Source organism: Nocardia testacea NBRC 100365, assembly GCF_000308775.1.
GTDB classification, from domain to species: Bacteria; Actinomycetota; Actinomycetes; order Mycobacteriales; family Mycobacteriaceae; genus Nocardia; species Nocardia testacea.
Genome location: NZ_BAGJ01000091.1, coordinates 44213 through 69432, shown reverse-complemented (window position 1 = coordinate 69432; position 25220 = coordinate 44213). Strand labels below are relative to the sequence as shown.

At 69.3% G+C, this 25220-nt stretch carries 26 protein-coding genes; 12 read left to right on the top strand and 14 right to left on the bottom strand.

The features are described from left to right. Positions 1–48 precede the first annotated feature (48 nt). Together ON38_RS13385 and ON38_RS13380 are read left to right on the top strand one after the other, a co-directional pair. On the top strand, positions 49–1254 hold the full coding sequence (locus ON38_RS13385; RefSeq protein ID WP_039825083.1) for a sensor histidine kinase: 1206 nt from the start codon (positions 49–51) through the stop codon (positions 1252–1254). Continuing rightward, positions 1251–1886 (top strand): response regulator, encoded by a 636-nt coding sequence (locus ON38_RS13380; RefSeq protein ID WP_039825082.1) that lies wholly within the window; start codon positions 1251–1253, stop codon positions 1884–1886. Before ON38_RS13385 ends, ON38_RS13380 begins: the two co-directional genes overlap by 4 nt. Positions 1887–1898: 12 nt before the next feature. Here the strand turns inward: ON38_RS13380 and ON38_RS13375 are convergent, their stop codons facing one another. Further along, positions 1899–2558, bottom strand: a complete 660-nt coding sequence (locus ON38_RS13375) for a class I SAM-dependent methyltransferase (protein ID WP_085995407.1) — start codon at positions 2556–2558, stop codon at positions 1899–1901. Positions 2559–2744: 186 nt separating this feature from the next. On the opposite strand from ON38_RS13375, the gene ON38_RS13370 reads away from it, so the two are divergent. Continuing rightward, on the top strand, positions 2745–3323 hold the full coding sequence (locus ON38_RS13370; protein WP_039825081.1) for a TetR/AcrR family transcriptional regulator: 579 nt from the start codon (positions 2745–2747) through the stop codon (positions 3321–3323). 28 nt (positions 3324–3351) lie between these two features. Here the strand turns inward: ON38_RS13370 and ON38_RS13365 are convergent, their stop codons facing one another. From ON38_RS13365 to ON38_RS13340, 7 genes are all read right to left on the bottom strand, one after another. Continuing rightward, positions 3352–3915: a TetR/AcrR family transcriptional regulator gene (locus ON38_RS13365; protein ID WP_039825080.1), complete on the bottom strand. Its 564-nt coding sequence runs from the start codon at positions 3913–3915 to the stop codon at positions 3352–3354. A gap of 164 nt (positions 3916–4079) precedes the next feature. Further along, entirely contained in the window at positions 4080–5321 is a 1242-nt protein-coding gene (mshC, locus tag ON38_RS13360; RefSeq protein WP_039825079.1) for a cysteine--1-D-myo-inosityl 2-amino-2-deoxy-alpha-D-glucopyranoside ligase, read from the bottom strand. A gap of 164 nt (positions 5322–5485) precedes the next feature. Beyond that, positions 5486–6292 (bottom strand): SCO1664 family protein, encoded by an 807-nt coding sequence (locus ON38_RS13355; RefSeq protein ID WP_039825078.1) that lies wholly within the window; start codon positions 6290–6292, stop codon positions 5486–5488. After that, entirely contained in the window at positions 6289–6873 is a 585-nt protein-coding gene (locus ON38_RS13350; RefSeq protein ID WP_030519989.1) for a DUF3090 domain-containing protein, read from the bottom strand. Before ON38_RS13350 ends, ON38_RS13355 begins: the two co-directional genes overlap by 4 nt. 123 nt (positions 6874–6996) lie before the next feature. Continuing rightward, positions 6997–7698, bottom strand: coding sequence for a histidine phosphatase family protein (locus ON38_RS13345; RefSeq protein ID WP_039825077.1), 702 nt, complete (start codon positions 7696–7698; stop codon positions 6997–6999). After that, on the bottom strand, positions 7695–7838 hold the full coding sequence (locus tag ON38_RS36030; RefSeq protein ID WP_157181760.1) for a hypothetical protein: 144 nt from the start codon (positions 7836–7838) through the stop codon (positions 7695–7697). The genes ON38_RS13345 and ON38_RS36030 overlap by 4 nt, the downstream gene beginning before the upstream one ends. Then, positions 7835–8785, bottom strand: coding sequence for an undecaprenyl-diphosphate phosphatase (locus ON38_RS13340; RefSeq protein ID WP_245564026.1), 951 nt, complete (start codon positions 8783–8785; stop codon positions 7835–7837). The genes ON38_RS36030 and ON38_RS13340 overlap by 4 nt, the downstream gene beginning before the upstream one ends. A 317-nt stretch (positions 8786–9102) precedes the next feature. Between ON38_RS13340 and ON38_RS13335 the strand changes: the two genes are divergently transcribed. The 4 genes from ON38_RS13335 (at position 9103) to ON38_RS13320 (ending at position 13197) form a co-directional block, all read left to right on the top strand. Next, positions 9103–10077, top strand: coding sequence for an aldo/keto reductase (locus ON38_RS13335; RefSeq protein ID WP_039825075.1), 975 nt, complete (start codon positions 9103–9105; stop codon positions 10075–10077). 51 nt (positions 10078–10128) lie between these two features. Next, a complete protein-coding gene (locus ON38_RS13330) occupies positions 10129–11166 on the top strand; it encodes a heme/hemin ABC transporter substrate-binding protein (protein WP_039825074.1) in 1038 nt (345 codons plus the stop codon). Positions 11167–11236: 70 nt separating this feature from the next. Beyond that, entirely contained in the window at positions 11237–12319 is a 1083-nt protein-coding gene (locus ON38_RS13325; RefSeq protein WP_039825073.1) for a FecCD family ABC transporter permease, read from the top strand. Continuing rightward, positions 12316–13197 (top strand): heme ABC transporter ATP-binding protein, encoded by an 882-nt coding sequence (locus ON38_RS13320; protein WP_051164697.1) that lies wholly within the window; start codon positions 12316–12318, stop codon positions 13195–13197. Before ON38_RS13325 ends, ON38_RS13320 begins: the two co-directional genes overlap by 4 nt. A gap of 3 nt (positions 13198–13200) precedes the next feature. Here the strand turns inward: ON38_RS13320 and ON38_RS13315 are convergent, their stop codons facing one another. Genes ON38_RS13315 through ON38_RS13305 form a run of 3 tightly spaced genes read right to left on the bottom strand, consistent with a single transcriptional unit; the run spans position 13201 to position 16273 of the window. Then, complete coding sequence (locus ON38_RS13315) at positions 13201–15321, bottom strand: MMPL family transporter (RefSeq protein ID WP_039825072.1); 2121 nt, start codon at positions 15319–15321, stop codon at positions 13201–13203. A gap of 17 nt (positions 15322–15338) precedes the next feature. Next, complete coding sequence (locus ON38_RS13310) at positions 15339–15902, bottom strand: WKL family lipoprotein (protein ID WP_039825071.1); 564 nt, start codon at positions 15900–15902, stop codon at positions 15339–15341. A 20-nt stretch (positions 15903–15922) separates the two neighbouring features. Then, positions 15923–16273 (bottom strand): hypothetical protein, encoded by a 351-nt coding sequence (locus tag ON38_RS13305; protein ID WP_039825070.1) that lies wholly within the window; start codon positions 16271–16273, stop codon positions 15923–15925. Positions 16274–16398: 125 nt separating this feature from the next. Between ON38_RS13305 and ON38_RS13300 the strand changes: the two genes are divergently transcribed. Genes ON38_RS13300 through ON38_RS13290 form a run of 3 tightly spaced genes read left to right on the top strand, consistent with a single transcriptional unit; the run spans position 16399 to position 18814 of the window. Further along, positions 16399–17466, top strand: coding sequence for a YncE family protein (locus ON38_RS13300; protein ID WP_218000774.1), 1068 nt, complete (start codon positions 16399–16401; stop codon positions 17464–17466). Then, positions 17466–17732 (top strand): DUF5703 family protein, encoded by a 267-nt coding sequence (locus ON38_RS13295; protein ID WP_039825069.1) that lies wholly within the window; start codon positions 17466–17468, stop codon positions 17730–17732. Before ON38_RS13300 ends, ON38_RS13295 begins: the two co-directional genes overlap by 1 nt. A 5-nt stretch (positions 17733–17737) precedes the next feature. Further along, entirely contained in the window at positions 17738–18814 is a 1077-nt protein-coding gene (locus ON38_RS13290) for a quinone-dependent dihydroorotate dehydrogenase (RefSeq protein WP_039825111.1), read from the top strand. A gap of 13 nt (positions 18815–18827) precedes the next feature. On the opposite strand, the gene ON38_RS35555 is transcribed toward ON38_RS13290, so the two are convergent. Further along, positions 18828–19208 carry a hypothetical protein gene (locus tag ON38_RS35555; protein WP_174372409.1) on the bottom strand — a complete coding sequence of 127 codons (381 nt, stop codon included), beginning with the start codon at positions 19206–19208 and terminating at the stop codon, positions 18828–18830. Between the two features lie 368 nt (positions 19209–19576). On the opposite strand from ON38_RS35555, the gene ON38_RS13280 reads away from it, so the two are divergent. Together ON38_RS13280 and ON38_RS13275 are read left to right on the top strand one after the other, a co-directional pair. Beyond that, positions 19577–21073, top strand: coding sequence for a carbohydrate kinase family protein (locus ON38_RS13280; RefSeq protein ID WP_039825068.1), 1497 nt, complete (start codon positions 19577–19579; stop codon positions 21071–21073). Between the two features lie 228 nt (positions 21074–21301). Continuing rightward, positions 21302–23134 (top strand): AMP-dependent synthetase/ligase, encoded by a 1833-nt coding sequence (locus ON38_RS13275; protein WP_039825067.1) that lies wholly within the window; start codon positions 21302–21304, stop codon positions 23132–23134. Between the two features lie 49 nt (positions 23135–23183). Here the strand turns inward: ON38_RS13275 and ON38_RS13270 are convergent, their stop codons facing one another. Then, entirely contained in the window at positions 23184–23711 is a 528-nt protein-coding gene (locus ON38_RS13270; RefSeq protein WP_039825066.1) for a YbhB/YbcL family Raf kinase inhibitor-like protein, read from the bottom strand. Between the two features lie 21 nt (positions 23712–23732). Continuing rightward, on the bottom strand, positions 23733–25091 hold the full coding sequence (locus tag ON38_RS13265; protein ID WP_083872637.1) for a M20/M25/M40 family metallo-hydrolase: 1359 nt from the start codon (positions 25089–25091) through the stop codon (positions 23733–23735). Positions 25092–25220 lie beyond the last annotated feature (129 nt).

Sequence of the window (25220 nt, the reverse complement as noted above, 5' to 3'; positions counted from 1 at the left end):
CTTTCGACAGAGGCAGCCCCGCAGGCTGCTGCTTAGGCTGGGGGGACCGTGAACACCACCCACACTGTCACCCCCAGAGCCCTGGCCTGGTCCCTGCACGTGCTGGTCCTGGCACTGCTCGTACTGGCGGTCGGGCGGGCCGTCGCCGGCCACCATCCGCACGCCGGTGCGGTCGCGGCGGCGGCCGCGGCATGCGGGCTCGTGTACGCGGGCGGGTCTGTGCTGCCCGCTGTGCGCACCTCCGGGCGGGCCGCGGCGGTATGGCTGGCTGTCCTTGTCTGCGCCTGGCTCGCCTTGCTCGTGATATCCGCCGACGGGGTGTGGGTTGCCTTCCCGCTGTACTTCCTCCAACTGCATCTGCTGCCACGACGCGCCGGAATCGCCGCCGTCGCCGCCACCGCCGTGGTGGCCGCAATCGGCTTCGCCGCCCACCAGAGCACGTTCGGCGCGCCGATGGTCATCGGCCCGGCACTGGGCGCGGCCGTGGCCGTCGCAGTGGTCCGCGGGTATCAGGCGCTCTATCGCGAGAGCGAACGGCGCCGGCAGCTGATCGAGGAACTCACCGCCACCCGCGCCGAGCTCGCGGCCGCGGAACACGCTGCCGGGGTGCTGGCCGAACGGGAGCGGCTGGCCCGCGAGATACACGACACCCTGGCTCAGGGCCTGACCAGTATCCAGCTACTCCTGGGCGCCGCCGAGCGAGTACTTCCCGGGGCACCGGATAGCGCGCTGCGCTATATCGGCCAAGCGCGCCAGACCGCGGTCGACGACCTCGCCGAAGCACGCCGGTTCGTCGCCGCCCTCACCCCACCCGCGCTGGAGGGAGCCTCTCTGGCCGATGCACTCGAACGCCTCTGCGCCGCCACCGGCGCCCGCCACGGAATCACCGCCCACTTCCATCGCGACGGGACCCCGGTCCCGATGCCGATCTCGCACGAGGTCGCCTTGCTACGAATCGCCCAGTCCGCGCTGGCGAACACGGTCCGCCACGCGGCCGCGGCGAGCGCCGATATCGTCCTGCGATATCTCGGGGACCGGGTCGTCCTGTCCATCGCCGACGACGGGTGCGGATTCGACCCCGCCGGCTCGACCGCGACCGGGGACGGCGGCGGCTTCGGGCTCGCGTCGATGAGCGATCGCGTCACCGTGCTCGGCGGGGAGCTGACGGTCGAATCCGCGGCGGGAGAAGGCACCACGCTGACTGCCCGACTTCCCCTGGGTCCTGCACCCGCCGGAGTCGAGGAGTCCGCGTGACCGGGACCCGGATCCGGTTGTTGCTTGCGGATGATCACCCGGTCGTCCGGGCGGGGCTGCGCGCCGTGCTCGAGACCGAACCCGGCGTGACGGTGGTGGCCGAGGCCGCCACCGCAGAGGAGGCGGTCGGCCGCGCGGGCACCGGCGATATCGACGTCGTGCTGATGGACCTACAGTTCGGTGCGGGCATGAACGGTGCCGAGGCCACCGCCCGGATCACCGCACAGTCCGGAAGTCCGCGGGTGCTGATCGTGACGACTTTCGATTCCGAAGCCCATATCCTGCCGGCGATCGAAGCCGGAGCCACCGGATACGTCCTCAAGGACGCCCGGCCCGAAGACCTGGTGGCCGCCGTACGGACCGCGGCCGCCGGACGCACCGCACTGGCGCCCGCCGTCGCCGACCGGCTGCTGAACCGGTTGCGCACGCCGGGGGCCGCACTGACCCGTCGTGAAACCGAGGTCCTCACCCTGGTCGCCGCGGGCCTGTCCAACCGAGCGATCGGCGCGGACCTCCACCTCACCGAGGGAACCGTCAAATCCCATCTGGCGCGGATCTACACCAAGCTCGGTGTCGATTCCCGCACCGCCGCCGTCGCGGCGGCCACCGACGCGGGCCTGATCCGGCGGTGAAGGCGTGGGGCGTCAGGAGGGTGCGCCCGGGTGGACCCGCTCCAGCACACGGAGCGAATCGGTGACCGAGACCTCCCGGAATTCGCCGCTGTCGATCGCCCGCCGGTAGATACCGTAGGGGGCCTGGCCACCGTCTGCGGGATCGGGGAAAACATCGTGGATGGCGAGTCCGCCCCCGGGTACCACCCACTTGGCCCAGCCGCGGTAGTCCCGGTCGGCGGCTTCTTCGGTATGGCCGCCGTCGATGAACAGGAAATCGATCGGGGTACGCCAGGTGGCGGCCACGCGCGCGGAGGTGCCGACGATCGCGATGACGGTATCGGACAGGCCCGCGGTGTCGATGGTGTGCCGGAATCGCGGCAGGGTGTCGAAAAGTCCGGTGACCGGGTCCACCAGGGAGGTGTCGTGGTACTCCCAGCCGGGCTGGTGTTCCTCGGAGCCGTGGTGGTGGTCGACGGTGAACACCACCCCGTCCTGCGCGCGGGCGGCGGCGCCGAGCAGGACGGCCGACTTCCCGCAGTAGGTGCCGATCTCGGTGATCACCCCGCCGTGGCAGTACTTCACGGCCGCGGCGTGCAGCGCGCGACCCTCCTCCTCCGGCATGAACCCGGTGGCCCGGCGGGCGTGATCGAAGAGCTGTTCGTCGGTCAGCGGGGACGGCGGGACGGGCATCGAGCCTCCTTCGGAGCAGGTACGTACAGGCCGCGGAGGCCGCAGCGAAAGGCAGCGGTAACGCATCATCGGCGGGCGGAGTTCGCGTCCGAACAGCGGTGCCACGGCGGTGAACGACATTACTTCACCGGCTGTGGACTGGGCGGAAGTTGATCCGGCACTCTGCCCACACTACTATCTAGACACATGTCCGAAGGAGATTCCAGAATCCTCGAGGCCACTCGGCGGCGCTTGAGCGGCAAGCAGGCGGACACCGTGGACAAACTCACCAGAGCCGCGATGGAAGTGCTGTCCCGGGAGGGATTCGCCGGACTCACCATCCGGATGGTCGCCACCGCCGCGGGCGTGGGCACCGCGACCGCCTACACGTACTTCTCCTCCAAGGAACATCTGGTCGCCGAGATCTTCTGGCGCCGGATCCGGTCCTCGCAGAGCCCGGTCAGCCAGGATGCCGACCCCACCGTGCGGGTACTGGCCGAACTCCGTGGTATCGCCCTGCTCGTGGCCGACGAGCAGGAACTGTCGGGGGCCGTGACGAGCGCGCTGCTGGGGCGCGATCCCGATGTCCAGCATCTGCGGACCCGCATCGGTATGGAGATCCGGGAACGCATCACCCGGGCCCTGGCGCCCGAAGCCGATCCCGAAACCGTGGAATCGCTGGAACTGTTGTACGCGGGGGCACTGGTACGCGCGGGTATGGGGTACGAGTCGTACGCCGATATCGCCGACCGGCTGGAACGGGCGGCCCTCCTCGTCCTGAAATAACCGCGGGGAGGCCGGTACCGCGGCCGCGCTAACCGCTCACGACCGGACGGCGGACATGGGAATAGACCAGCCGCGCGTACTCACCGAGGAGCTCTTCCAGGCACACCTGCTGACCGGCGGCCACCATCTGCTGATACCCGATCAACAGGGCCATCCCGAGTTCGGTGTCCACGGCGGCGATCCGCTCGTCGTCCACCACACCCATGATCGTCTTGCGCACGGTGCGGCGCCGGGACTCATCGACCCGTTTGAGCGCCACCCCCACCGCTTCGTCGTTGGCCGCCCAGGCCCGGATCGCCGCCTCCGCCCGATGATGCAGGCCCAGCGTCAGATCCGACAATGCGCGGATGGCCTCGTCGGGTGTGGATGGATCGAAGTTCAGGGTGCGCAGGATGAGGACCTGCCGGTTCTCCCAATGTTCCAGCAGCGCATCCACATACGACTGCCAGCTCCCGAAATGATGGTAGAACGATCCGCTGGTCACCCCGAGCCGCCGGCACAGCACGCCGATGTTGAGGTGCCGGAAACCGAGCTCGGACAGAACCTCCAGGCCGGTGTCGAAGTAGTTGTCCTTACTGACGATACGAGACATGCGGCGCCGATCTCTTCGGTGAACGGGTGGGATTTCGAGGATCGAACAGTACCCCATGAGCGGCCCGGCCCGGCCGGGAGTGGCGAAAGGTCACCACCGGCGCGGCCGGTCCACCCTCGTCCGAAAGATTGTGTGCCCGAAGCCGAGCACGCACCGCGCCCCGGTCAGCGCAGGCGAATGCCGAGCAGCGCGTCGACCGCTGCGGCGATATCGGCGCCCGCGGCCGGGTCGGCGCCACCGTATTCCAGTGCGGCGTGCGCCCAGGCGTCGACAGCCGCGAGCGCCGACGGAGTGTCGAGATCGTCGGCGAGATGGGTACGCAACCGGGCGACGGTATCGGCGGCCGACGGCGCGGCGGCCACCGCGGCGGCCTGCCGCCAGTGCCGCAGCCGCGCTTCGGCCTCGGTGAGCACGCTGTCGGTCCACATCCGGTCCGCACGGTAGTGGCCGGCGAACAGGCCCAGCCGGATCAGCGCCGGATCCACGCCGCGGGCCCGTAATTTCGACACCAGGACCAGATTGCCCTTGGACTTGGACATCTTCTCCCCGTCCAGCCCGATCATGCCGGTGTGCACATAGTGGCGGGCGAACCGACGGCCCGCGGCCAATGCCTCGCCGTGGGCGGCCGAGTATTCGTGATGGGGGTAGATCAGATCGCTGCCGCCGCCCTGGATATCGAACTCGGTACCCAGGCGGTTCACCGCGATCGCCGCGCATTCGATATGCCAGCCGGGCCGGCCCGGCCCGAACGGCGACGGCCACGACGGTTCCCCCGGCCGTTCGGCCCGCCACAGCAGCGCGTCCAGCGGGTCGTGCTTGCCCGGCCGGTCCGGATCGCCGCCGCGTTCGGCGAACAGGCGTTCCATGGTGGCGCGGTCATAGCCCGATTCGTACCCGAACTGCTCGGTGGCATCGGTACGGAAATAGATATCGGGGTATTGCTCGTCCTCGACGGTGTAGGCGGCACCGGAGGCGAGCAGCTTGCCGACCAGCTCGACGACCTCCTCCACCGATTCGATCGCGCCTACGTACTCCCGCGGCGGCAGCACCCGCAGCGCCGCCATGTCCTCGCGGAACAGTTCGATCTCGCCGGTGCCCAGGTCCCGCCAGTCCACCCCGTCCCGGTTCGCCCGCTCGAACAGCGGATCGTCGACATCGGTGACGTTCTGTACGTAGTGCACCTCGTGACCGGCGTCGCGCAGCACCCGGTTCACCAGGTCGAAGGTCAGATAGGTGGCGGCATGGCCGAGATGGGTGGCGTCGTACGGGGTGATCCCGCACACGTACATGGTGGCTGTATGGCCCGGGGTCACCGGGCGAATACAGGAGTCGGCGGTGTCGTGCAACCGCAACGGTGGCCCTGTTCCGGGGACCGCGGGGATCGGGGTGTCGGACCAGGACTGCATACCTTCGAGAGTAGAGGTCGCGACACGCCAGGCCCCGACCACCCCGCCGCGCGAGCCGCGACCATGATCGCCGGTGGCCCGTGGACCTGCGCGGACGCGGCCGCCGGGAGAACACAACCGTTGCCTTCAGACAGAGCGAATCGGCGCCGGCACCGGTCACCGGTTCAGAAGGCAGGCCACGGGATGGGACGCGACGTCTCCGGGAAGGGCAGCACCGGCTCGTCGAGCAGGCGCTTCGCCCGGCGCAGCAGCGCATCGATCTCGGCGTCGGTGAGGTGCTCGGCCAGTCGGTCGGCGAGTGCGCCGGGCAGGGTTTCGGCGAACTCGGCGATATCGGCGAGCAGATCCGCCGGTACCGGTTCCCCGGCCCACCCCCACAGGACCGTGCGCAGTTTGTTCTCCTGGTGCAGGCAGATCCCGTGATCGACGCCGTACACCTCGCCGTCGGCCGACTCCAGGGCATGCCCGCCTTTGCGGTCGGCGTTGTTCAGCAGTACGTCCAGCACCGCCATCCGCTGTAACCGTGGATCGTCGGCGTGCACCAGCGATACTTCGTCCCCGGCGCCGTCGTAGGCACGCAGGATCTCCCGGAAACCGTCCGGCACGTGCTCCGGCGGGCACAGATCGATCAGGTCCAACCGGGGGCTGCCCGGTTCCCGCGGCTCCCGGGTGGTGATCCAGCGCTGGACCATTCCCGGACCGTAGGGTCCGTCCCGCAGCACCGTTTCCGGGATCACGGTCCAGCCCAGCGCGCCGGAGATCAGATACGACGCCACCTCGCGCCCGGCCAGGGTCCCGTCCGGGAAATCCCACAGCGGCTGCTCACCACGGACCGGCTTGTACACCACCCGCAGATCTCCGTCGCCGGTGGCGAGATCACAGACCAGGGTCACATTGCTGGCGACCCCCACCCGGCCCAGCACCGTCAGTTCACCCGCGCGCAGCGCGTCCACGGTGCCGGGCACGGTCATTCCTCCAGATCGTTCGCGCCGAACAGTTCACCACGCTTGTACCCGTTGGTACGCACACACATGTGCCCGCGCGCCGACAGCGGTTCCCCGCACAGCGGGCACGGCGGCCGCCCGGCCGCGATCACCCGGGTGGACCGCAGCGCGAATTCACGGGCCTGGTCGGGGGTGAGGAACACCCGGACGGCGTCCGGGCCCTCGTCGGTGTCGTCGAGGACCACCGATTCGTCGACCTCGGTCTCGGTGATCGCCAGCAGCTCGACCACCACCGCACCCGCGTCGGCGTCCCAGCCCAGCCCCATGGTGCCGACCCGGAACTCCGCATCGATCGGCGTGACCAGCGGCGCGTTGTCGTTGACCTGATCGGCCTGCGGTGGCACCTCGGCACCGAAGCGCCGCGCCACCTCGTCGAGCAGCAGACCCATCCGATCGGCGAGAACCTTCACCTGCTGCTTCTCCAGCAGCACACTCACCACCCGGGGTTCCTCCACCGCCTGCAGGTAGAACGCGCGATCGCCCGGCTCACCGACAGTTCCGGCGACGAAACGTTCGGGGGTGCGGAAAACATGGATTGCTCGTGACACATGCACCTCCTGATACGTGACCCTGTTCGGCTGCGGTACCCCGCTGCGCCGTATCCCGGCGCGGACGCCGATTCGCCCGATGCCGCCGAGAGGTGGCGCGTTCGCCGGTATCGGGCATACCCATTATCCGTCTTTCCTTCCCGCCCCGATCTCCCCGCCGGGCACCGGTCCGGATGTGCCGGACTCGGCCTTCGGCGCGGGCGCCAGACCGGACAGGTCCGCCCCGGTGTCGTTCATCCGGGTGACGAACGGCGCGGTGCGGGTGTAGCGGACAACGCTGAGCGAGGCGGGCTCGACCATGATCCGCTGGAATCCGTCGAGATGGATCCCGAGCGCATCAGCGAGCAGCGCCTTGATCACATCACCATGGGTGCACGCCACCCACAGCCGGTCCCCGTCATGCAGTTCGGCCAGGGCGCGATCGTGTTCCCGGATCGCCGAGACCGCCCGTGCCTGCACCTGCGCCAGCCCCTCGCCGCCGGGGAACACCGCCGCCGAGGCATGCCGCTGCACCACCTGCCACAGCGGCTCCTGCAGCAGGTCCTGGATCCGGCGACCGGTCCATTCACCGTAATCGACCTCGGCGAGCCGGTCGTCGACCACCGGCTCCAGGCCCAGTTCGGCGGCCAGCGGCGACACGGTGCGCTGGCAGCGCAGCAGCGGTGAGGTCACGATCCGCGAAATCGGCAGGCCCGCGAGCCGGTCTGCGACGGCCCGGGCCTGTTCGCCACCGCGGTCGGTGAGTTCCACACCGGGACTGCGGCCGGCGAGAGTGCCGCCGGTATTGGAGGTCGACACACCGTGTCGCAGCAGGATCACCGTCATGCGGCCAGCCTAATGGGCGCGGTCGGACGGAGCCCGTCCGCGAGTCCGCGCGCGGACGCGACGTCGCCGGGATCCCGCCCGGCCGCGCCCGCGGCGAACCCGGAATCGGCCGCCGCGGCAGCGTCGTCTGTATCGGTCATGTGGCCGAAACGACCCCGCCCGCGAGCAGACCGATGATCACGGCACCGAGCACGATCCGGTAGCCGACGAACCAGTAGAACGAATGCTTCTCCACGAACCGCAGCAGCCACGCCACCGACGCGTAACCCACCACGAACGACACCAGGGTCGCCACCAGCAACTGGGCGCCCGAGGCATTGAGTCCCTCACCCGCGGGTTCGAAAGCGTCGGGGAGACTGAACAGTCCGGACGCGGTGACCGCCGGGATCGCCAGCAGGAACGAGAACCGTACTGCCGCCTCCCGTTTCAGCCCGAGGAACAGGCCGGCACTGGAGGTCGCACCCGACCGGGACACCCCGGGGATCAACGCCAGGCATTGCGCGAAGCCCATCACCAGGCCGTCGCGGGTGGTGAGTTGTTCCAGGGACCGCTGTTTCGGGCCGAAGTGCTCGGCCGCCGCGATCACCAGCGCGAAAACGATCAGCATGATGGCCACCAGCCACAGGTTCCGGGCGCCGGTGCGGATCTGGTCCTTGAACACCAGCCCCAGCACACCGATCGGGATGGTGGCGATGATCACATACCAGCCCATCCGGTAATCGAGTTCGCGCTGCGCTTCGGCACCGGGGTCGTACCCGACCGGCCCCGACCCGGTGACGACCGGAAGTTTCGTGGTCACCATCTCACTGACCGGCACATTCTCCCGGGACCGCGTGGTGAGCTTCGCGAACACCGTGGTGCACCATACCCGCACGATGCGCCAGATGTCCTTGGCGAAGAACAACAGCACCGCGGCCTCGGTACCGAGCTGGGTCACCGCGGTGAACGACGCGCCCGCGTCGTCGCCGAAGAACAACGAGGACACGATCCGCAGGTGACCCGACGACGACACCGGCAGGAACTCCGTCAGACCCTGCACCAACCCGAGCACCAACGCCTGTACCCAGGTCATCGACTCGCCAACCACACATCCTCCTGTACAACGCCGAAAACCCGCTCCGCCTTCGGTCTTACGGCAACCCCGGCCGCATCCGGGCACGGCGACGACCGGCAGCGACCCTACAGTGCCCACCCCGGACCCCGCGCGGCGGCCGCTGTGCGGCGGACACGCCGAGCGGACCGATCGTCGCGGACCGTCCCCGCGCGAACACACTCTAGGCTGGGCGCCGTGAGGATCAGTCGAACCGTGCAGTGTCTTCCGGGTATGAGCGAGGGCTCTCCGTGGTCGCGCGTCGCTACCGCCTCCGGGCCTTGCCCGCTCATGCCGGACACGGAGACCCGGTGATGGAACAGCGCACCGTCGGCCGCAGCGGACTGCGGGTTTCCCGGATCGGGTTGGCCACCCACACCTGGGGCAGCCATACCGACCCCGATACCGCCGCCGCGCAACTGATCGCGTTCGCCGAATCCGGCGGCACCCTCGTCGACACATCGCCCGCCTATGCCGGCGGGGCCGCGCAGCGGATCCTCGCCGATCTCCTCGGCGATCTGGTCTCCCGCGACGAGCTCGTCCTGTGTGCCGGCGCGGGTCTGGTACCGCATCTGCCCGCGGTGCCCGCGGGCAGTGAACCGCCACCGCCCGGGCAGGCGCGTATCACGGTCGACTGCTCGCGCCGCAGCCTGCTGCGACAGCTGGACCGGACGCTGCTGGAACTGGGTACCGACCACGTGGACCTGTGGCAGATCACCGCCTGGGATCCGAGCACCCCACTCGGCGAGATCGCCGCCACCCTGGAATACGCGATCAGCTCCGGACGCACCCGCTACGCCGGGGTCCGCGGCTTCACCGCCTGGCAGCTGGCCAGCCTCGCCGCGGTCAGCCCGATCACCGCCGTCCAGACCCCGTATTCGCTGCTCACCCGGGGCGCGGAGGACGATACGGTCCCGGCCGCCGCGCACCACGGCGCGGGTCTGGTGGCCACCGCCGCGCTGGCGGGCGGCATTCTCACCGGGAAATACCGCGACGGTGTCCCGGCCGATTCCCGCGCCGCCGACGAGGCCACCGCCGCCGAGATCCGCGGCCGCCTCGACGACGACCGCGCCACCGCCGTGGTGGACGCACTGGTCACCGCCGCCGACGGGCTGGCCACCTCCCCGCTGGCGGTCGCGCTGGCGTGGGTGCGGGACCGGCCCGGGGTCGCGAGCATGCTCGTCGGCGCCCGCGATATGGGGCAGCTCACCGGGGTACTGGCCGCCGAAACGCTGGAGCTGCCGCGGGCGATCGCCGCCGCCCTCGACGATGTGAGCTCCACCCCGTAGTGCGGGGGCGGGCGAGCACCGGACGCACCCCCACGGATTAGCCTTGCCTTCATGAGGTATCACCGGGTCCGCTCCGGACGGGCGCGCGCACTGCTGGCAGGACTCGCGGCGGGCCTGCTCGTACTCACCGCCGCCTGCGACAGTCCCGAACCCGCCGGCGCCACCACCCGGCAGGGCCCGGCCACCGCGGTCCTCGACGACCTGGACCCGGTACCGATCACTCCCCCGCCCACACCGGTCCTACCGGCCACCGTCCGCTCCTTCGACGGCACCGATGTCACGGTCACCGACGCGAGCCGGATCGTCGCCGCGGATCGGTACGGCACCCTCGCCCAGATCGTCTGGGCGCTGGGCCTGGGCGAGAACCTGGTCGGCCGCAGCACCGCGGCGGCGTTCCCCGCTGTCTCCCACCTGCCGAACGTCACCGGCGGCAACGGCGCACTCAATGTGGAATCGATTCTGGCGTTGCGGCCCAGCGTGTTCCTCACCGACACCACCAGCGCGTCCCCGGCGGTCCGGGAACAGTTGCGCGCCACCGGGATCACCGTCGTGTACTTCGACCCGGAACGCACCATGGAGGGGGTGGTCCCGCAGATCGAGGCGGTCGCCGCCGCCCTCGGTGTGCCCGGGCGCGGACAGGAACTCGGTCGCCGCACCAGCGACGAGATCGCGGCGGCCTCCGCCGCGGTACCCGTGCCGGATCCACGGCTGCGGATCGCGTTCCTGTACCTGCGCTCCAGCGCCATCACCATGCTCGCCGGGCCCGGCTCCGGCGCCGACGCGCTCATCGCCGCGCTGGGCGCCGAGGATGCCGGGCAGCAGGCCGGGCTGACCGAACCGTTCACCGCCATCACCAGCGAAGCCATGATCGCGGCCGCCCCGGATGTCCTGCTGGTCATGACCGACGGCATGAAATCGATCGGCGGCGTCGACGGTATCGTCCGGATCCCCGGGATCGCGCAGACACCGGCGGGCCGGAACAAGCGGATCGTCGACATGTCCGACGCGGTGCTGCTGTCGTTCGGACCCAATACCGGCCGGGTCATCTCCGCGCTGTCCGATGCCGTGTACGGCCGGCCCGGCGCATGAGCGAGTCAGGTCCGCGGGCGGCAGCGCCGCGTCACCGCAGAGGGCCCTCGGTCCGGCGGACGGACCCGGTATGACCGTCACCCTGGAGAAACGACCCGCGCCCCCGGCCATCGGCCACCCCGGCCGCCGCGCGGTCCTCGCCTTCACCGTCGCCACCGTGGCGCTGGTGGTGCTGGCCCTGGCGTCCGCCGCCATCGGGCAGGTCCCCACGACGCCCGCCGAGGTCTTCGGCAGTGTCGCGCACCGGATCGGCCTGGACTGGGGTCCGCTGCCCGCCCACCCGGCCGGAGAGGTCACGCTGTGGGAGGTCCGGTTCCCGCGCGTGGTCCTGGCGATCCTCGTGGGCGCCGCCCTGGCCACCGCCGGGGCGCTGCTGCAGGGTGTGTTCGCCAATCCGCTCGCCGAACCCGGCGTCATCGGAGTGTCCTCGGGTGCGGCGGTGGGCGCCGGAACGGTGATCGTGTTCGGCGGAGCCTTCGTGGCCGCCTGGTCGGTCGCGGCGGCCGCGTTCGCCGCCGGACTGTTCACCACCGCGCTGGTGTACATGCTGTCGCGGGCGAACGGCCGCACCGAAGTGGTGACCCTGGTGCTCACCGGTGTCGCGATCAACGCGTTCGCCGGCGGGCTCATCGCCTTCCTGCTGTTCGTCGCCTCGCCCGCGGCACGCGACCAGATCGTGTTCTGGCAACTCGGCAGCCTCAACGGCGCCACCTGGGACGCGGTCACGGTCGTCGCGGTCCTGACCGTTGCGGGAATCGCCGGCGCGGTCCTCGTCGCGCCCCGGCTCGATCTGCTCGCGCTCGGTGAATCCGCGGCCCGCCATCTCGGCGTCGATGTGGAACGGCTGCGGCGCACGGTGATCGTGATCGTCGCCGTGCTGACCACCGCGGGAGTCGCCTTCACCGGGATCATCCTGTTCGTGGGCCTTATCGTGCCGCATGTGGTGCGCATGGTCGTCGGGCCCGGACATCGGGCGCTGGTGCCGGTCAGCGCGGTCACCGGAGCCGTCGTGCTGCTGGGCGCCGATGTGGCCGCCCGCTCCTTGGTCGACAACGCCGACCTACCGCTGGGCATGCTCACCTCTCTCATCGGCGCCCCGTTCTTCTTCTGGCTGCTGCGCCGCACCCGGGCCCGGGCGGGAGGCTGGGCATGACCGCGGAGACCACCACCCTGCGACACGGGTTCACCGGGCTGCTGCGGCGCGGGCACGACCTGCCCGCCGCCCCGGAACCGGGTCGCGTCACATTGTGCGCGCGGGCGGTCACGCTGGACCGGCACGGAGGCGGTGGCGGGACGCGGCGAGTACTCGACGGCGTCGATTTCCAGGTCGCCGCCGGTGAGGTCGTGGCCCTGGTCGGCCCCAACGGCGCCGGTAAATCGACGCTGCTCGCGGTCCTCGCGGGCGAACTGGACCCCGGCGAGGGCAGCATCGAACTCGACGGCCACCCGCTCGACCGCTGGACACCTATCGATATGGCCCGCCGGCGCGCGGTACTGCCGCAGGCGCATACGGTCGGCTTCCCGTTCACCGCCGCGGAAGTGGTCGCCATGGGGCGCGCTCCCTGGCAGCGGACCCCGCACGCCGGCCGCGACGGCGAGATCATCGCGGCCGCCATGGCCGCCACCGACAGCACCCACCTCGCCGGCCGGGCGTTCCCCAGCCTGTCCGGCGGGGAACGGGCCCGGGTCGCACTGGCCCGGGTGCTGGCCCAGGACACCGCGACCCTGCTGCTGGACGAACCGACCGCGGCCCTCGACCTGGGACATCAGGAAGCCGTGCTCGCCCTCGCCGCGGACCGCGCCGCAGCCGGCGCCGCGGTGGTGATCGTCCTGCACGACCTGGCCTCCGCCGCCGCCTACGCCGACCGCGTCGCCGTACTGGACGACGGTCGCGTCGCGGCCGCCGGGCCGCCGCGCGAGGTCCTCACCGGTGAGTTGCTCACCCGCGTCTACCGGTACCCGGTCGAGGTCCTCGACCATCCGGGCACCGGCGCGCAACTGGTACTGCCGGCCCGTCCGGCACGCGGCTGAGCGTCACCCGGGCCGTGCGGCCCGCGGCCCGGGTCGCCAGACGAGTTTCAGCACGGCGGGGGTCAGCAACATCCGGATGACCGTGGCGTCCAGCACCAGGGCCGCGATCATGCCGTAGGCGATGTACTTCATCATCACCAGTTCCGAGAAACCGAACGCACCCGTCACCACGATGAGGATCGCCGCCGCCGAGGTGATCACCCCGCCTGTGTGCGCGATCCCGTACCGGATGGCCTCCGGTGGGTCGGCTCCCGCGGCCCGGGCCTCCACCACCCGCGACAGCAGGAATACCTCGTAGTCGGTCGAGAGCCCGAACACCACGGTCACGATCAGCACCAGCACGGCGAACATCAGCGGTCCCGGGGTGAAATCGAACAACCGCGCCCCGTGCCCCTCCACGAATATCCAGGTCAGGATGCCGAGCGTGGCGCCCAGGCTCAGCGCCGACATCACCACCGCCTTCACCGCCAGGATCAGCGAACGGAATGCCGCGTACATCAACGCCAGCGCCGCCGCCACCAGAATGGCCGCCAGCACCGGCAGCCCGTCGAGCAGGCCGTGAATACTGTCGCGTTCCAGCGCCGGCACGCCCGCCACCATCACCTGGACACCGTCGGGTTCCTCGATACCGCGCAGCACCGCGATGGCGGTATCGGCGGCCCGATCGTCGACCAGCCCCGCCTCCAGCACATTGATCCCGTCGCGGGTGGGTGCGGCGGGTTCGAACGGGCCTGTCAATCCCGGAGTGGTATTGGCCTGTAGGCGGATATCGCTCAGTTGCGACGCGTCCGCGCCCGTCACGACCAGGCGCAGCGGTTCGGTCCGGAAGCCCGGGAACAGGGCGTCGAACTCCTCCTGCGCCATCCGCGCCGGATTGTCCTGTGCCAGGTACTTCTCGCTCAGACCACCGAACTCGATATGCCGGAACGGCACCATCAGCACCAGCAGGCCCAGCACCACCGGAACGATCACCGCCCACGGCCGCGCCATCGCCCGGCGCGCCAGCCGGGAGAAGATCCCACGATCGATCTCGGCCTCGGTACCGGCCCGCGCGAACCGCCGCCACTGCCACAGATCGATCCGCCGGCCCGCGATCGCCAGCATCGCCGGTAACGCGGTCACCGACAGCACCGCCGCCAGCAGCACCGAGCTGATCCCGCCGTAGGGCACCGATCGCAGCACCCCGTTCGGGAAGATCAGCAGCGCACCCAGGCTGACCGCGATGATCGCGGCCGAGAACAACACCGTACGACCCGCCGTGGCGACCGTCCGCGCCACCGCCTCCTCCACATCGCGGCCCGCGGCCAGTTCCTCCCGGAACCGGGTCACCGTGAACAGGCCGTAGTCGATCGCCAGGCCCAGACTCACCAGCGTCACCACGGCACTGGCGAAAACATTCACCTCGATGTATCCGGTCAGCAGCCGCATGATGCCCTGGGTGCCCAGGATCGTCATGCCCCCGATCAGGACCGGCAGCACAGCGGCCACCACGCCGCCGAACACGAAGTACAGCAGGATCGCCACCAGCGGCAGCGCGATCATCTCGGCGCGCCGGATATCGTCCTGCATCCCGGTGTTGATGCCCTCCACCACCGGCTGCAGGCCCGCTGCCTGCACCGTCGTACCGGCGGGTCCGGTACCCGGACCGCCGGCCGCCAAATCGCCGGCGATCGCCTGGTAGTTGTCGACGGTCGCCGAACCTTCACCGCGCAGACCGATACTGGCGAACGCGTGGGTCCGGGAATCGTCGGCGAACTGCCCCGACAGCGCACTGTCCCAGTAGCTGTCGATCCGCAGCACCCGGTCGGGATGGTCGCGCAGCAGACCGGCCAGCTGAGCGGTCACCGCCGCCCGGACCTGCGGATCGTCCACCGTGCGCCCCGGTGGCGCGGTGTACAGGGCGATCACATCGCTGTCGGTATCACGGCCGAAGGTCGCGTCGGCCAGCTTCGAGGCCGCCACCGACTCGCTCGACTCGTCGAACCAACCCTCCTGGGTCAGCCGATCCGCGAGATCACGGCCGTACAGGCCCGATATCGCCACCACGGCCAGGAAGAGCACGAGCATCGCGACCCGGTGCCGGTACACGATACGACCCCACCGGTGGGTTTCCGCCGTGCCCATCCGCGGACGCCCGGCGTCTAACCGCACGCCGGAGTTCGGTAATCGGCCGAGCGCAGGATCCCGCACAGATCGGTCCGCGACAACTTCCAGGCGCCGTCGAGATAGATGAAATGCACCACGGTGGTCCGTACGGCGGTACCGGAGCCGTCCTTGTCCAGCCGCAATGTCGCGGTCACCGTGCCGTCGTGGTTGTCGAACACCGGGTCGGTGACCCCGTACACGGCCTGCGGATTGTCCTGGAGTGCCTTGTACATATCGGGGATCGCCTGTGTGAACGCCTCCCCGTCCTCGATCAGTGCGGTCCGCTCCGAATCCGGCAGCGCCGGGTCCAGCGCCCGTTTGATCTGCCCGTCCAGTTCGGCGGCCGTCGGGAGCGCACGGGACGCCAGTTCCCGCGAGGTCGCCGAGGCGGACGAGGACAACGCGGCCTTCGCCGAGGAGCGCGCCGCCGCCACCGCCTCCTCGTCGACCCCGGACCCACAGGCGGTGGTCATCGAAACCGCCGCTATGAGCAGAATGGCGAGTGACATAAATCCGGCGCGCGCACCGCGCACCAGCCGGAAAACAGATGTGTACCGCATCACGTCATGAATACCATCATTCACTGCATACCTTCGATTACCGACCCGATCCGGGCCAGCAGCGCCCGCACAGTCGGAACATTACGGCCTCGCGGCGGCGGCTCGGCGGCAGGGAGCAGATCCCGTACCAGTGCCACCACACTGCGGGTGTCGTCGAGATCGATATCGGTGACATGGGTTTCCGCGACAGCCACCACATCTTCGGGCCCGGGCACCTCTTCCGGAGGGAGGTCGGGCCGGTAGACCTCCAGGCGCAGCGTCGCCCGCACCGTGCGGAACGCGAACGACCGTCCGTCCCCGGTCCGACCGAATCCGTGCGCGAACGGGCCCGTGGTCACCTCGTCGGCGGAAAAACCCGGTACCTCGTGCATCGTCAACTCCTGACCTCCGCACCATCTGATCCGTACGTTAACCCGGTCCGCACCGCAGCCGGGCTGCCGACACCCCACATACCCCGCTGCCACCGCCGCCAACCCCGTCGTGATCAGATAATCGAATGCAGCATCGGTCGTTTCCGGACACAGCGCACCGGGTCCGGCGCCGGAGACCACGCGGTACCGTCGCCGCGATATTGCTCACCGCCGCTGTCGCGCTGACCGGCTGTTCGGGCGACGGTGAGCCCGGCCCCGGCGACGTACCCACCCGCGAACCCGCGACACCGGCGGTCTCACCACCGGCCGCCACCGCTCCCGCCGGGCAGGTCCATCCGGCCCCGACCGCGCTCACCGCGCTCGTCGGCGAGCCGGGCAGCGGAAACCTCGCCGGCCTCGATCCCGCCGGGACCACACTCACCGTGTTCACTCCGGCCACCGAACCGCCCACCACCCATCAGGTGCGGCTCCCGGACCCGGCCACCGCGATCGCCGCCGGCACCGCCGGAGAGATCCTCGCCGCCGCCGACGGCGCGATCCTGCGCATCGACACCGCGACCCGCGCCGTCACCCGCATCCCCGTCGACGGCGAACTGCGCAGTGTGCGCTCCCGCCCGGACGGCACTCTGATCGCCGGTACCGCCGACGGCCGGGTGCTGCTGCTCGGCCGGGACGGCCGCGTCCGGCAGACCGTGTCCGGTCTGGTGTCCGCCGACGCGATCGCCCTCACCGGCGACACCCTCGCCGTACTGGACCGCCGCCAGACCCTGCTCACCGAGATAGCGGCCGGTGGCGAGCGGCTCGGACTCGCGCTCCGGGCCGGCACCGGGGCCGCGAACCTCGTCGAAGCCTCCTACGACCGGGTCGTGGTCACCGATCCCGACAGCGGCCAGCTCCTGGTCTTCACCACCGATCCACTCGTGCTGCGTCAGCGCTACCCGGTAGGATCGTCGCCTTACGCACTCGCCTACGACCGGCGTTCTGACACCGTATGGGTGACGTGCACGCAGAGCAACGAGATCGTCGGCTACGACCTGTCGACGGGTACACCGCGCGAGGTGGGCCGGTATCCGACGATCCGGCAGCCGAACGCGGTGACCGCCGACGACACCACCGGCGATCTCTACGTCGGCTCCGCGACCGAACCGGGTCTGCAGCGCATCCCCGCGGACCAGCGCAAGAGAGGGCAGTGATGGCATCCACTCGACGTGCAGCGACCTCGCGCACCACGCTCCCGGCCGGCTGGGACACCAGCAGCGACGACTACGAGTACATACCGCTGCGCCTGCCGCCCGACGTCACCCGGGTCACCGCGTCGATGCGGCTGGCTATCCAGGCCGAATACGGCGGCTGGGAGCTCTCCCGGGTCCGCGCCTACACCGACGGCAGCCGCCGCGTCCTGCTGCGCCGCCGTAAGTCCGCCCTCACCAGCCCTGCGGGGCACTCCGTGGAGCTATGAGCGTGCTGTATCGATTACTGCTGCGGGTGATGTTCCTGATCCCGCCGGAACGCATCCATCACCTCGTGTTCGGCGTGATCCGCGCGGTCACCGCGCTCGCGCCCATCAGGGCGCTGCTGCACCGGATATTCGGCGTGGACGATCCCATCCTGCGGACCACCGTGTTCGGGGTGGAGTTCGCCGCCCCGCTGGGTCTGGCCGCCGGATTCGACAAGGACGCGACCGGAGTCGACGCCTGGGGCGCACTCGGCTTCGGATTCGCCGAGATCGGGACCGTCACCGCCGCCGCCCAGCCCGGCAATCCGCAACCCCGCCTGTTCCGGCTCCCCGACGATCGGGCCCTCATCAACCGGATGGGCTTCAACAACCTCGGCGCCGCGGCCGCGGCCGCCCGGCTGCACGGCCGGAAGACGACCGTGCCGATCGGCGCGAACATCGGCAAGACGAAGGTGGTCGATGCCGCCCACGCCGCCGAGGACTACGCCACCAGCGCCCGGCTGCTGGGCCCGCTCGCCGATTTCGTGGTCGTCAATGTCAGTTCGCCCAATACCCCCGGGCTGCGCGATCTGCAGGCCGTGGAGTCACTGCGCCCGGTGCTGACCGCCGTGCTCGACAGCGTGCGGGTCCCGGTCCTGGTAAAGATCGCCCCCGACCTGTCCGACGAGGACATCGACGCGGCCGCCGATCTGGCGGTCGAACTCGGTGTGGCCGGCATCGTCGCCACCAACACCACCATCGGCCGCACCGGGCTCGCCAGCGACCCCGGCACGGTCGCCGCGATCGGGGCCGGGGGGCTGTCCGGCCCCCCAGTCGCCGACCGCTCGCTGGAGGTGCTGCAACGGTTGTACGCCCGGGTCGGCGACCGCTTGGTGCTGGTCTCCGTCGGCGGGATCGAAACCCCGGACCAGGCGTGGGAACGTATCCTCGCCGGGGCCTCGCTCCTCCAGGGATACACCGGCTTCATCTACGGCGGTCCGCAGTGGACCCGCAGCATCCACCGCGGTATCGCGGCGCGGCTGCGGGCCGGTGGTTATCGCAGCCTGGCCGACGCCGTGGGCGCCGGCCACGCCGCACACCGCTGACCGGACCGGCCACTCACGCCGCGGAACCGCTGCGGATGGCACCGGGCCCGTCCCGGCGGGAGACCGCACCCGGCGGCAGCCGGTCGTGCAGGAACTGCGACTCCAGCAGCCGGGCCTCCAACCGGTTGGCCAGCAGTACGACCACCTGCTCCCACACCAGGCCCAGCCGTTCCACGGACTCGGCGGCCCGGGCCAGTGCCGCCTCGTCGTACACCAGCGCGGGATCGGACAGCGTCTCGTCCACGGCCATACCGGCATAGGCCTGCTCGAACGACAGATCCCGGCCGGGCAACCAGCTCAGCCGCCACCACGAACCGTGCCGGGTCTGCACGCGTTCGGCGAATTCGGGGGAGATACCGCTGGTCATCAACCAGTCGGTGATATGGATGGTCACAGCTGCCTCCTCAGGGGCTCGGCACCGAGACCGGGCCGGAGAATCGGCCGGCACGGCATCGCTGCCGTCGGGGGGATGGCGGATCGCAGGTCAGGCGCAGGGTGTCTTACACAGAGGATGGCTCGGAGTCCGCGCTCAATAGATCCATGCCTCGCCGTGCTTCGTGACGACGTCTTCTGACCGGAGATGTCCTCGCTGGGATCACTGGCCCTCCCGTCCTCTGGATCGAGGAAAAACTCACTTCAAGTTTGTCATTTGCCAGTCCACGGGTCAATGCAGATGTCAAACGCCCTTTGCACTATGGTTATTGCCACTAGCGAGGGTGATGAAACCCCAAGCAGCGGCGGACCAGCTGAAAGGCGTGCCACATGGTTCCTCACGACGACACAGCAATCGTCGCGATCCGCAATATCCTGACCCGGCTCTGCAAACGCTCCGGCCTCAGCTTGGAGCGTCTACGAACAACCGAAATCGATATAAGCCCCCTGCTGGATCTCCCTGTGGTCAGGCGATACGCGGAAGATCACGGCACCACTCGGCCCCAAGCTGTCCTTCCGGTCGTACGCGAACACGCGCGCCGGCTGCCGCCCACCCACCGAGTGATCACGGACGCCGAATTGTCGCTTGGCCTACTCGAGGAAGACGAGCCCGACGTCGATCGCGCAGCGCTCTACTCCCAGGATCTCGGTGCACGCCGTGAATACCTCTCGGCACACTGGCGGCGGCTACACGAACTCGCATCCGCCGATCCCATACCGCCGGCTCCCACTGTGCGCTCTCTCCGCGCGACCCCCGAACGCCGTGCTTTCACCGCGCTCGCGGCGTTACTTGTCACCGGCGCGGTTCACAGCGACGACCTTTACGGTCGTATCCCCGCACGAGCGAGTACCGGGACCCTCACGGTCATCGGTGATGCAGTGATCGACCACGTCTACCAGGTAGATGCCATCCCCGACGCTCGTGGATTCGCCCGTGGGCGTTTCACAGCGAATCCGGGCGGCAAGGGGCTCAATTGTGTCGTCGCTGCGGCGCGGCTGGGCATTGATGTCCGATTCATTGCTTCTGTCGGCGACGACGAGGGCGGCCGACGCATCCTCGATTATTTACGGTCGGAGAACATCGACACTTCACTGGTGAAGGTCGTCCCGAAGGCGGCCACGCCGATCACCGCCCTGATCGTCAGCCGTACCGGCGTCACCGGCACAATCGCATGCACCGACGACCGGATCCGGTTGACCGACACCGAACTCACCGCACCGCTCGTCCGGTCCGCCCTAGCCGATTCCGATGCCGTTCTCATCACCCTCGAGCCTCCGCTTCCGGTAATCGAACAGGCTCTGGTTACAATCCAAGCCTTGGCCGATCGCCCACCGGTACTCGTCACCTCCGCCAAGGTCGACTCTCCACAGGTTCTCTACCGCTATCTGCCTTACGTGGACTATCTGATCGGATCGCTGCGGGAACTCGATTACCTCGTTCCCGAAGTTCCTGCTCGGTCGGGTCCCCATATCGCGGAGCAGCTGCAAATGCTAGGCGCCAGGGCAGTATGCGTAGTCGAAGATTTCGGATGCACCGTACGCTCCGACCATCTCACAGTCGCCATCCCCCGCATGCAGGCGGCGGCACTCACGGATATCCCCGGCTCCCGGTCCGCGTTCGTCGGCGCCCTCATCTATCGCCTGTTGGCGTCGGTCGGCGACCGAGGAAGGTCGGACACAGACCGCCGTTTCGCGGATGAGCACGACTTTGCCTGGGCCACAGCTGCCATGGTCGCGACACAGGCATTCGCCGGAGACATACCCGGCACGATGCCGACTGTCGAGGAGGTGGACCGCATCATTCGCCTGACTGCCGAGAGTCACTGATAGGCGCACGCCGGTGAGCGTGTGGGCCACAAGAGGTCCGCTACCGGCCTTCGTGGCCCGAACGCCGCCGCACATCTCAAATGGGACGGCAACAACCGCGTACGCAGGCCAATCCCCACCCCGGACACCGAACGCTCGGTAACATAGTGATCCACATCACTGCCGCGGTGACCGTTTCGGCGGTGCCGGTGGTATCCGGTCCGCGGCACCCAGCACCGGGATCGGACCATGACCACAGATATCGTCTACCGGCACCGCACGGGCGCCCTCGTCGACACCGTGCCCGCGGCCTTCCAGCAGACCATCACCCTGCGGCCCCACGCGGTCGCGCTACGCACCGTCGGAGGCACCCAGCAGATCACCTGGCGCGAATACGGCGATCGGGTCCGGGTGATCGCCGCCGGACTGTCCGCACTCGGTCTCGGCCGCGGCGACACCCTCGGGGTCATGCTCACCAACCGGCCGGAATTCAACCTCGTCGACACCGCTGCCCTGCACGTCGGCGCCACCCCGTTCTCCGTCTACAACACCTGCTCTCCGGAACAGGTCGCACATGCCTTCACCAACGCCGGCAACAAGATCGTCGTCACCGAACGGCAGTTCCTCGACACCGTCCGCGCCGCCGGAGTGCCACTGGACCACATCGTCCTCGTCGACGGACCCGCGGAAGGCACCACCACGCTGGCGGACCTGGAAGCCGCGCCCGACCCGGATTTCGACTTCGAGGCCGCGTGGCGAGCCGTCGAACCGGGCGATCTGGTCACCGTCATCTACACCTCCGGCACCACCGGCCCGTCCAAGGGGGTCGAGCTCACCCACCGCAATGTGCTCGCCCAGATCATCGCGCTCAACAGTGGTCCCATGGATGTCGGACTCGACGACCGTGCCCTGTCCTACCTGCCCGCCGCGCATGTGGCCGACCGGATCTCCGGTCACGCCATCAATCTCGTCACAGGTATCCAGATCACCACCGTCGCCGACCCCCGGGAGATCGCCGCCGCGCTGCCCGACGCCCGGCCCACGGTCTTCTTCGGGGTGCCCCGGGTCTGGCAGAAGATCAAAGGCGGCGTCGAAGCCAAGCTGGCCGCCGAAACCGGCGCCCGCAAAGCCCTCGCGAAATGGGCCGTGGCCACCGGAATCGCCGCCGCCCGAGCCGATCTCGCCGGCACCGGCCGCGGCCCGCTGCTCACCGCACAACACCGCGTCGCCGAGAAACTGCTCCTCGGTAAGGTGCGCGCGGCTCTGGGCCTCGCGGAGCTGCGCGTCGCGTCCTCCGGGGCCGCGCCCATTCCACCGGAAACCCTCGAATTCTTCCTGGGCCTCGGATTCTGCGTCTCCGAGGTCTGGGGTATGTCCGAGACCAGCGGTGTCGCCACCTTCACCGAACTGGACAAACCCCGGCCCGGCTCGGTGGGCCGCCCGGTCGACGGCGTCGAACTGCGTCTCGCCGACGACGGTGAAGTCCTCGTGCGCGGCGAGATCGTCACCCACGGCTATCGCGGCATGCCCGAGAAAACCGCCGAGGCGCTCGATGCGCAGGGGTGGCTGCACACCGGCGATATCGGTGTCCTCGACCCCGACGGCTACCTCCGGATCATCGATCGCAAGAAAGAGATGATCATCAACGCCAGCGGCAAGAACATCGCCCCGAGCAATATCGAGAACGCCGTGAAAGCAGCCTCGTCACTGGTGGGCCAGGTGGTCGCGCTCGGCGAAGCCCAGCCCTACATCACCGCGCTCATCGTGCTCGACGCGGATATGGCCGCGGTGCGGGCCAAGGAGATCGATGCCGCGGCAGCCGATATCGCACAGCTCGCGCGACACCCCGAGATCATCGAGGACGTGCGGGCGGCGATCGCGGCGGGAAACGCCAAACTGTCCCGGGTGGAACAGATCAAACGGTTCACCATCGTCGATACGGTCTGGGAACCGGGCGGTGACGAGCTCACTCCCAAGATGTCGCTCAAACGCGCGCCGATCGCCGCGAAGTACGCGGCACAGATCGCCGCGCTCTGCGCCGAGTCGCCACCCGCAACCGTCATCGAGGTTCGGGCCCGGTGACCGGTGATGGCCCCGGCGGATACCGCCGGGGCCATCAGAGGGCGCGGGATTACTTCTGCTCGTAGGTACCGACCAGGATCGCCCGGGCCAGAGTGTGTGAGAACAGGTTGAACCCGAGGAACGCCGGCGAGGCCTCCGGTGGCACGCCCAGCGACTCCACATCCACCGCGTGCACCACGATGAAGTAGCGGTGCGGGCCGTGTCCGGCCGGCGGGGCGGCACCGACGTAGCCCGCGAACCCGCCGTCGTTACGGAGAGTCACCGCGCCGGAGGGCAGTTCGCCGCCCTCGCTACCGGCCCCCGCGGGCAGCTCGGTCACCGATGCGGGGATATCCGCTACCGCCCAGTGCCAGAAACCGGAGGCGGTCGGTGCGTCGGGGTCGTAGACGGTGACCGCGAAACTCTTGGTCTCCGCCGGAAACCCAGACCAGCTCAGCTGCGGTGACACATCCGCACCGCCGGCGCCGAAGACACCGCTGACCTGAGCCTTGCCCAATGTCGCGCCGTCGGATACATCGGTGGAGGTGAGGGTGAACGACGGGACCGAAGGCAGGGCGTCGTAGGGGTTGTCGGCCATATTCTCCTCTTTCGGATCGGATCAGCTGTGCAACAGGAAGTGTTCCAGCACCTGGGTGCCGAATTCGAGCGCATCGACCGGCACCCGCTCGTCGACACCATGGAACAGGGCCGCGAAATCCAGCTCCGGCGGCAGCCGCAGCGGCGCGAATCCGAAACACCGGATACCCAGCTGCGCGAACGCTTTCGCGTCCGTACCGCCGGAGAGCATGTACGGAACCGTTCGCCCCTGCGGATCGTGGGCCAGGATCGCGTCGTTCATCGCGTCCACCAGATGGCCGTCGAAAGTCGTTTCGTAGGAGTCGAGTTTGGTGATCCACTCCCGCTCCACATCCGGACCGATGAGCTCGTCGACTTCACGTTCGAACTCGGCCTGCCGGCCCGGGACCACCCGGCAGTCCACCACCGCCTCCGCGGTCTGCGGAATGACGTTCGCCTTGTATCCGGCGTTCAACATGGTCGGGTTGGCGGTATCGCGCAGGGTCGCGCCGATGATCCGGGAAATAGACCCCAGTTTGGCCAGTGTGCCCTCGATATCGGGGCTGCCCGGATCGAACTCGAGCCCGGACTCCCCGGATACGGCGGCCAGGAACTCGGCGACGGAATCGGAGAGCACGAGCGGGAATGTATGGGTGCCCAGGCGCGCCACCGCGGCCGCCAGGATGGTGACGGCATTGTCCTCGTGCAGAAACGATCCATGGCCGGCGCGCGCCTTCGCGCGCAACCGCATCCAGCCCAGTCCCTTCTCCGCCGTCTCCACCAGATAGAGACGCCGCTCACCGCCGTCCGGGCGCGGGACGGTGAGGGAGAACCCGCCGACCTCACCCACGGCCTCGGTGACGCCCTCGAACAGATCGGGCCGGTGCTCCACCAGCCAATGCGATCCCCACTTCCCACCGGCCTCCTCGTCGGCCAGGAAGGCGAAGACCAGGTCCCGGGGCGGCACCGTCCCCTCGATCTTGAACTGGCGCGCCACCGCCAGCATCATCCCCACCATGTCCTTCATATCGATCGCGCCGCGACCCCAGACATAACCGTCCTGCACGGCGCCCGAGAACGGATGCACACTCCAGTCCGCGGCCTGTGCCGGCACCACGTCGAGATGCCCGTGCATCAGCAGAGCGCCGCGACTCGGGTCCGCACCCGGCAGCCGAGCGAAGACATTGCCGCGGCCGGGTGCACCGGATTCCACATACTCGGTGGTGTATCCGGCGTCTTCCAGCTGCCGCGCCACCCACTCGGCACACTCTCGTTCGCCCTTGGTGGTCGCGAGATCGCCGGTATTGGAGGTGTCGAACCGGATCAGCGTGCTGACCAGCTCCACCACCTCTGCCACGGCACGAGAACGAGCAGAACCCGATTTATCACCTGTAGCGGCCACGCTCCCCTTCCTACCATCCAGTGCGTCCCTGTTTCTTGCCGGTGCGACCGACCGGAGGTAATTCATTGTTAAATGCGCATATCTACGTATGGACATTCGATTCAGCGGCTTCTATTGTTGGTTCGATCG

Coding starts and splice junctions, on each gene's coding strand:
- ON38_RS13375 (WP_085995407.1), bottom strand. CDS start 2,558: ATGCCCGTCCCGCCGTCCCCGCTGACCGACGAACAGCTCTTCGATCAC.
- ON38_RS13370 (WP_039825081.1), top strand. CDS start 2,745: ATGTCCGAAGGAGATTCCAGAATCCTCGAGGCCACTCGGCGGCGCTTG.
- ON38_RS13365 (WP_039825080.1), bottom strand. CDS start 3,915: ATGTCTCGTATCGTCAGTAAGGACAACTACTTCGACACCGGCCTGGAG.
- mshC (WP_039825079.1), bottom strand. CDS start 5,321: ATGCAGTCCTGGTCCGACACCCCGATCCCCGCGGTCCCCGGAACAGGG.
- ON38_RS13355 (WP_039825078.1), bottom strand. CDS start 6,292: ATGACCGTGCCCGGCACCGTGGACGCGCTGCGCGCGGGTGAACTGACG.
- ON38_RS13345 (WP_039825077.1), bottom strand. CDS start 7,698: ATGACGGTGATCCTGCTGCGACACGGTGTGTCGACCTCCAATACCGGC.
- ON38_RS36030 (WP_157181760.1), bottom strand. CDS start 7,838: ATGACCGATACAGACGACGCTGCCGCGGCGGCCGATTCCGGGTTCGCC.
- ON38_RS13335 (WP_039825075.1), top strand. CDS start 9,103: ATGGAACAGCGCACCGTCGGCCGCAGCGGACTGCGGGTTTCCCGGATC.
- ON38_RS13330 (WP_039825074.1), top strand. CDS start 10,129: ATGAGGTATCACCGGGTCCGCTCCGGACGGGCGCGCGCACTGCTGGCA.
- ON38_RS13325 (WP_039825073.1), top strand. CDS start 11,237: ATGACCGTCACCCTGGAGAAACGACCCGCGCCCCCGGCCATCGGCCAC.
- ON38_RS13320 (WP_051164697.1), top strand. CDS start 12,316: ATGACCGCGGAGACCACCACCCTGCGACACGGGTTCACCGGGCTGCTG.
- ON38_RS13315 (WP_039825072.1), bottom strand. CDS start 15,321: ATGGGCACGGCGGAAACCCACCGGTGGGGTCGTATCGTGTACCGGCAC.
- ON38_RS13310 (WP_039825071.1), bottom strand. CDS start 15,902: ATGCGGTACACATCTGTTTTCCGGCTGGTGCGCGGTGCGCGCGCCGGA.
- ON38_RS13305 (WP_039825070.1), bottom strand. CDS start 16,273: ATGCACGAGGTACCGGGTTTTTCCGCCGACGAGGTGACCACGGGCCCG.
- ON38_RS13300 (WP_218000774.1), top strand. CDS start 16,399: ATGCAGCATCGGTCGTTTCCGGACACAGCGCACCGGGTCCGGCGCCGG.
- ON38_RS13295 (WP_039825069.1), top strand. CDS start 17,466: ATGGCATCCACTCGACGTGCAGCGACCTCGCGCACCACGCTCCCGGCC.
- ON38_RS13280 (WP_039825068.1), top strand. CDS start 19,577: ATGGTTCCTCACGACGACACAGCAATCGTCGCGATCCGCAATATCCTG.
- ON38_RS13275 (WP_039825067.1), top strand. CDS start 21,302: ATGACCACAGATATCGTCTACCGGCACCGCACGGGCGCCCTCGTCGAC.
- ON38_RS13270 (WP_039825066.1), bottom strand. CDS start 23,711: ATGGCCGACAACCCCTACGACGCCCTGCCTTCGGTCCCGTCGTTCACC.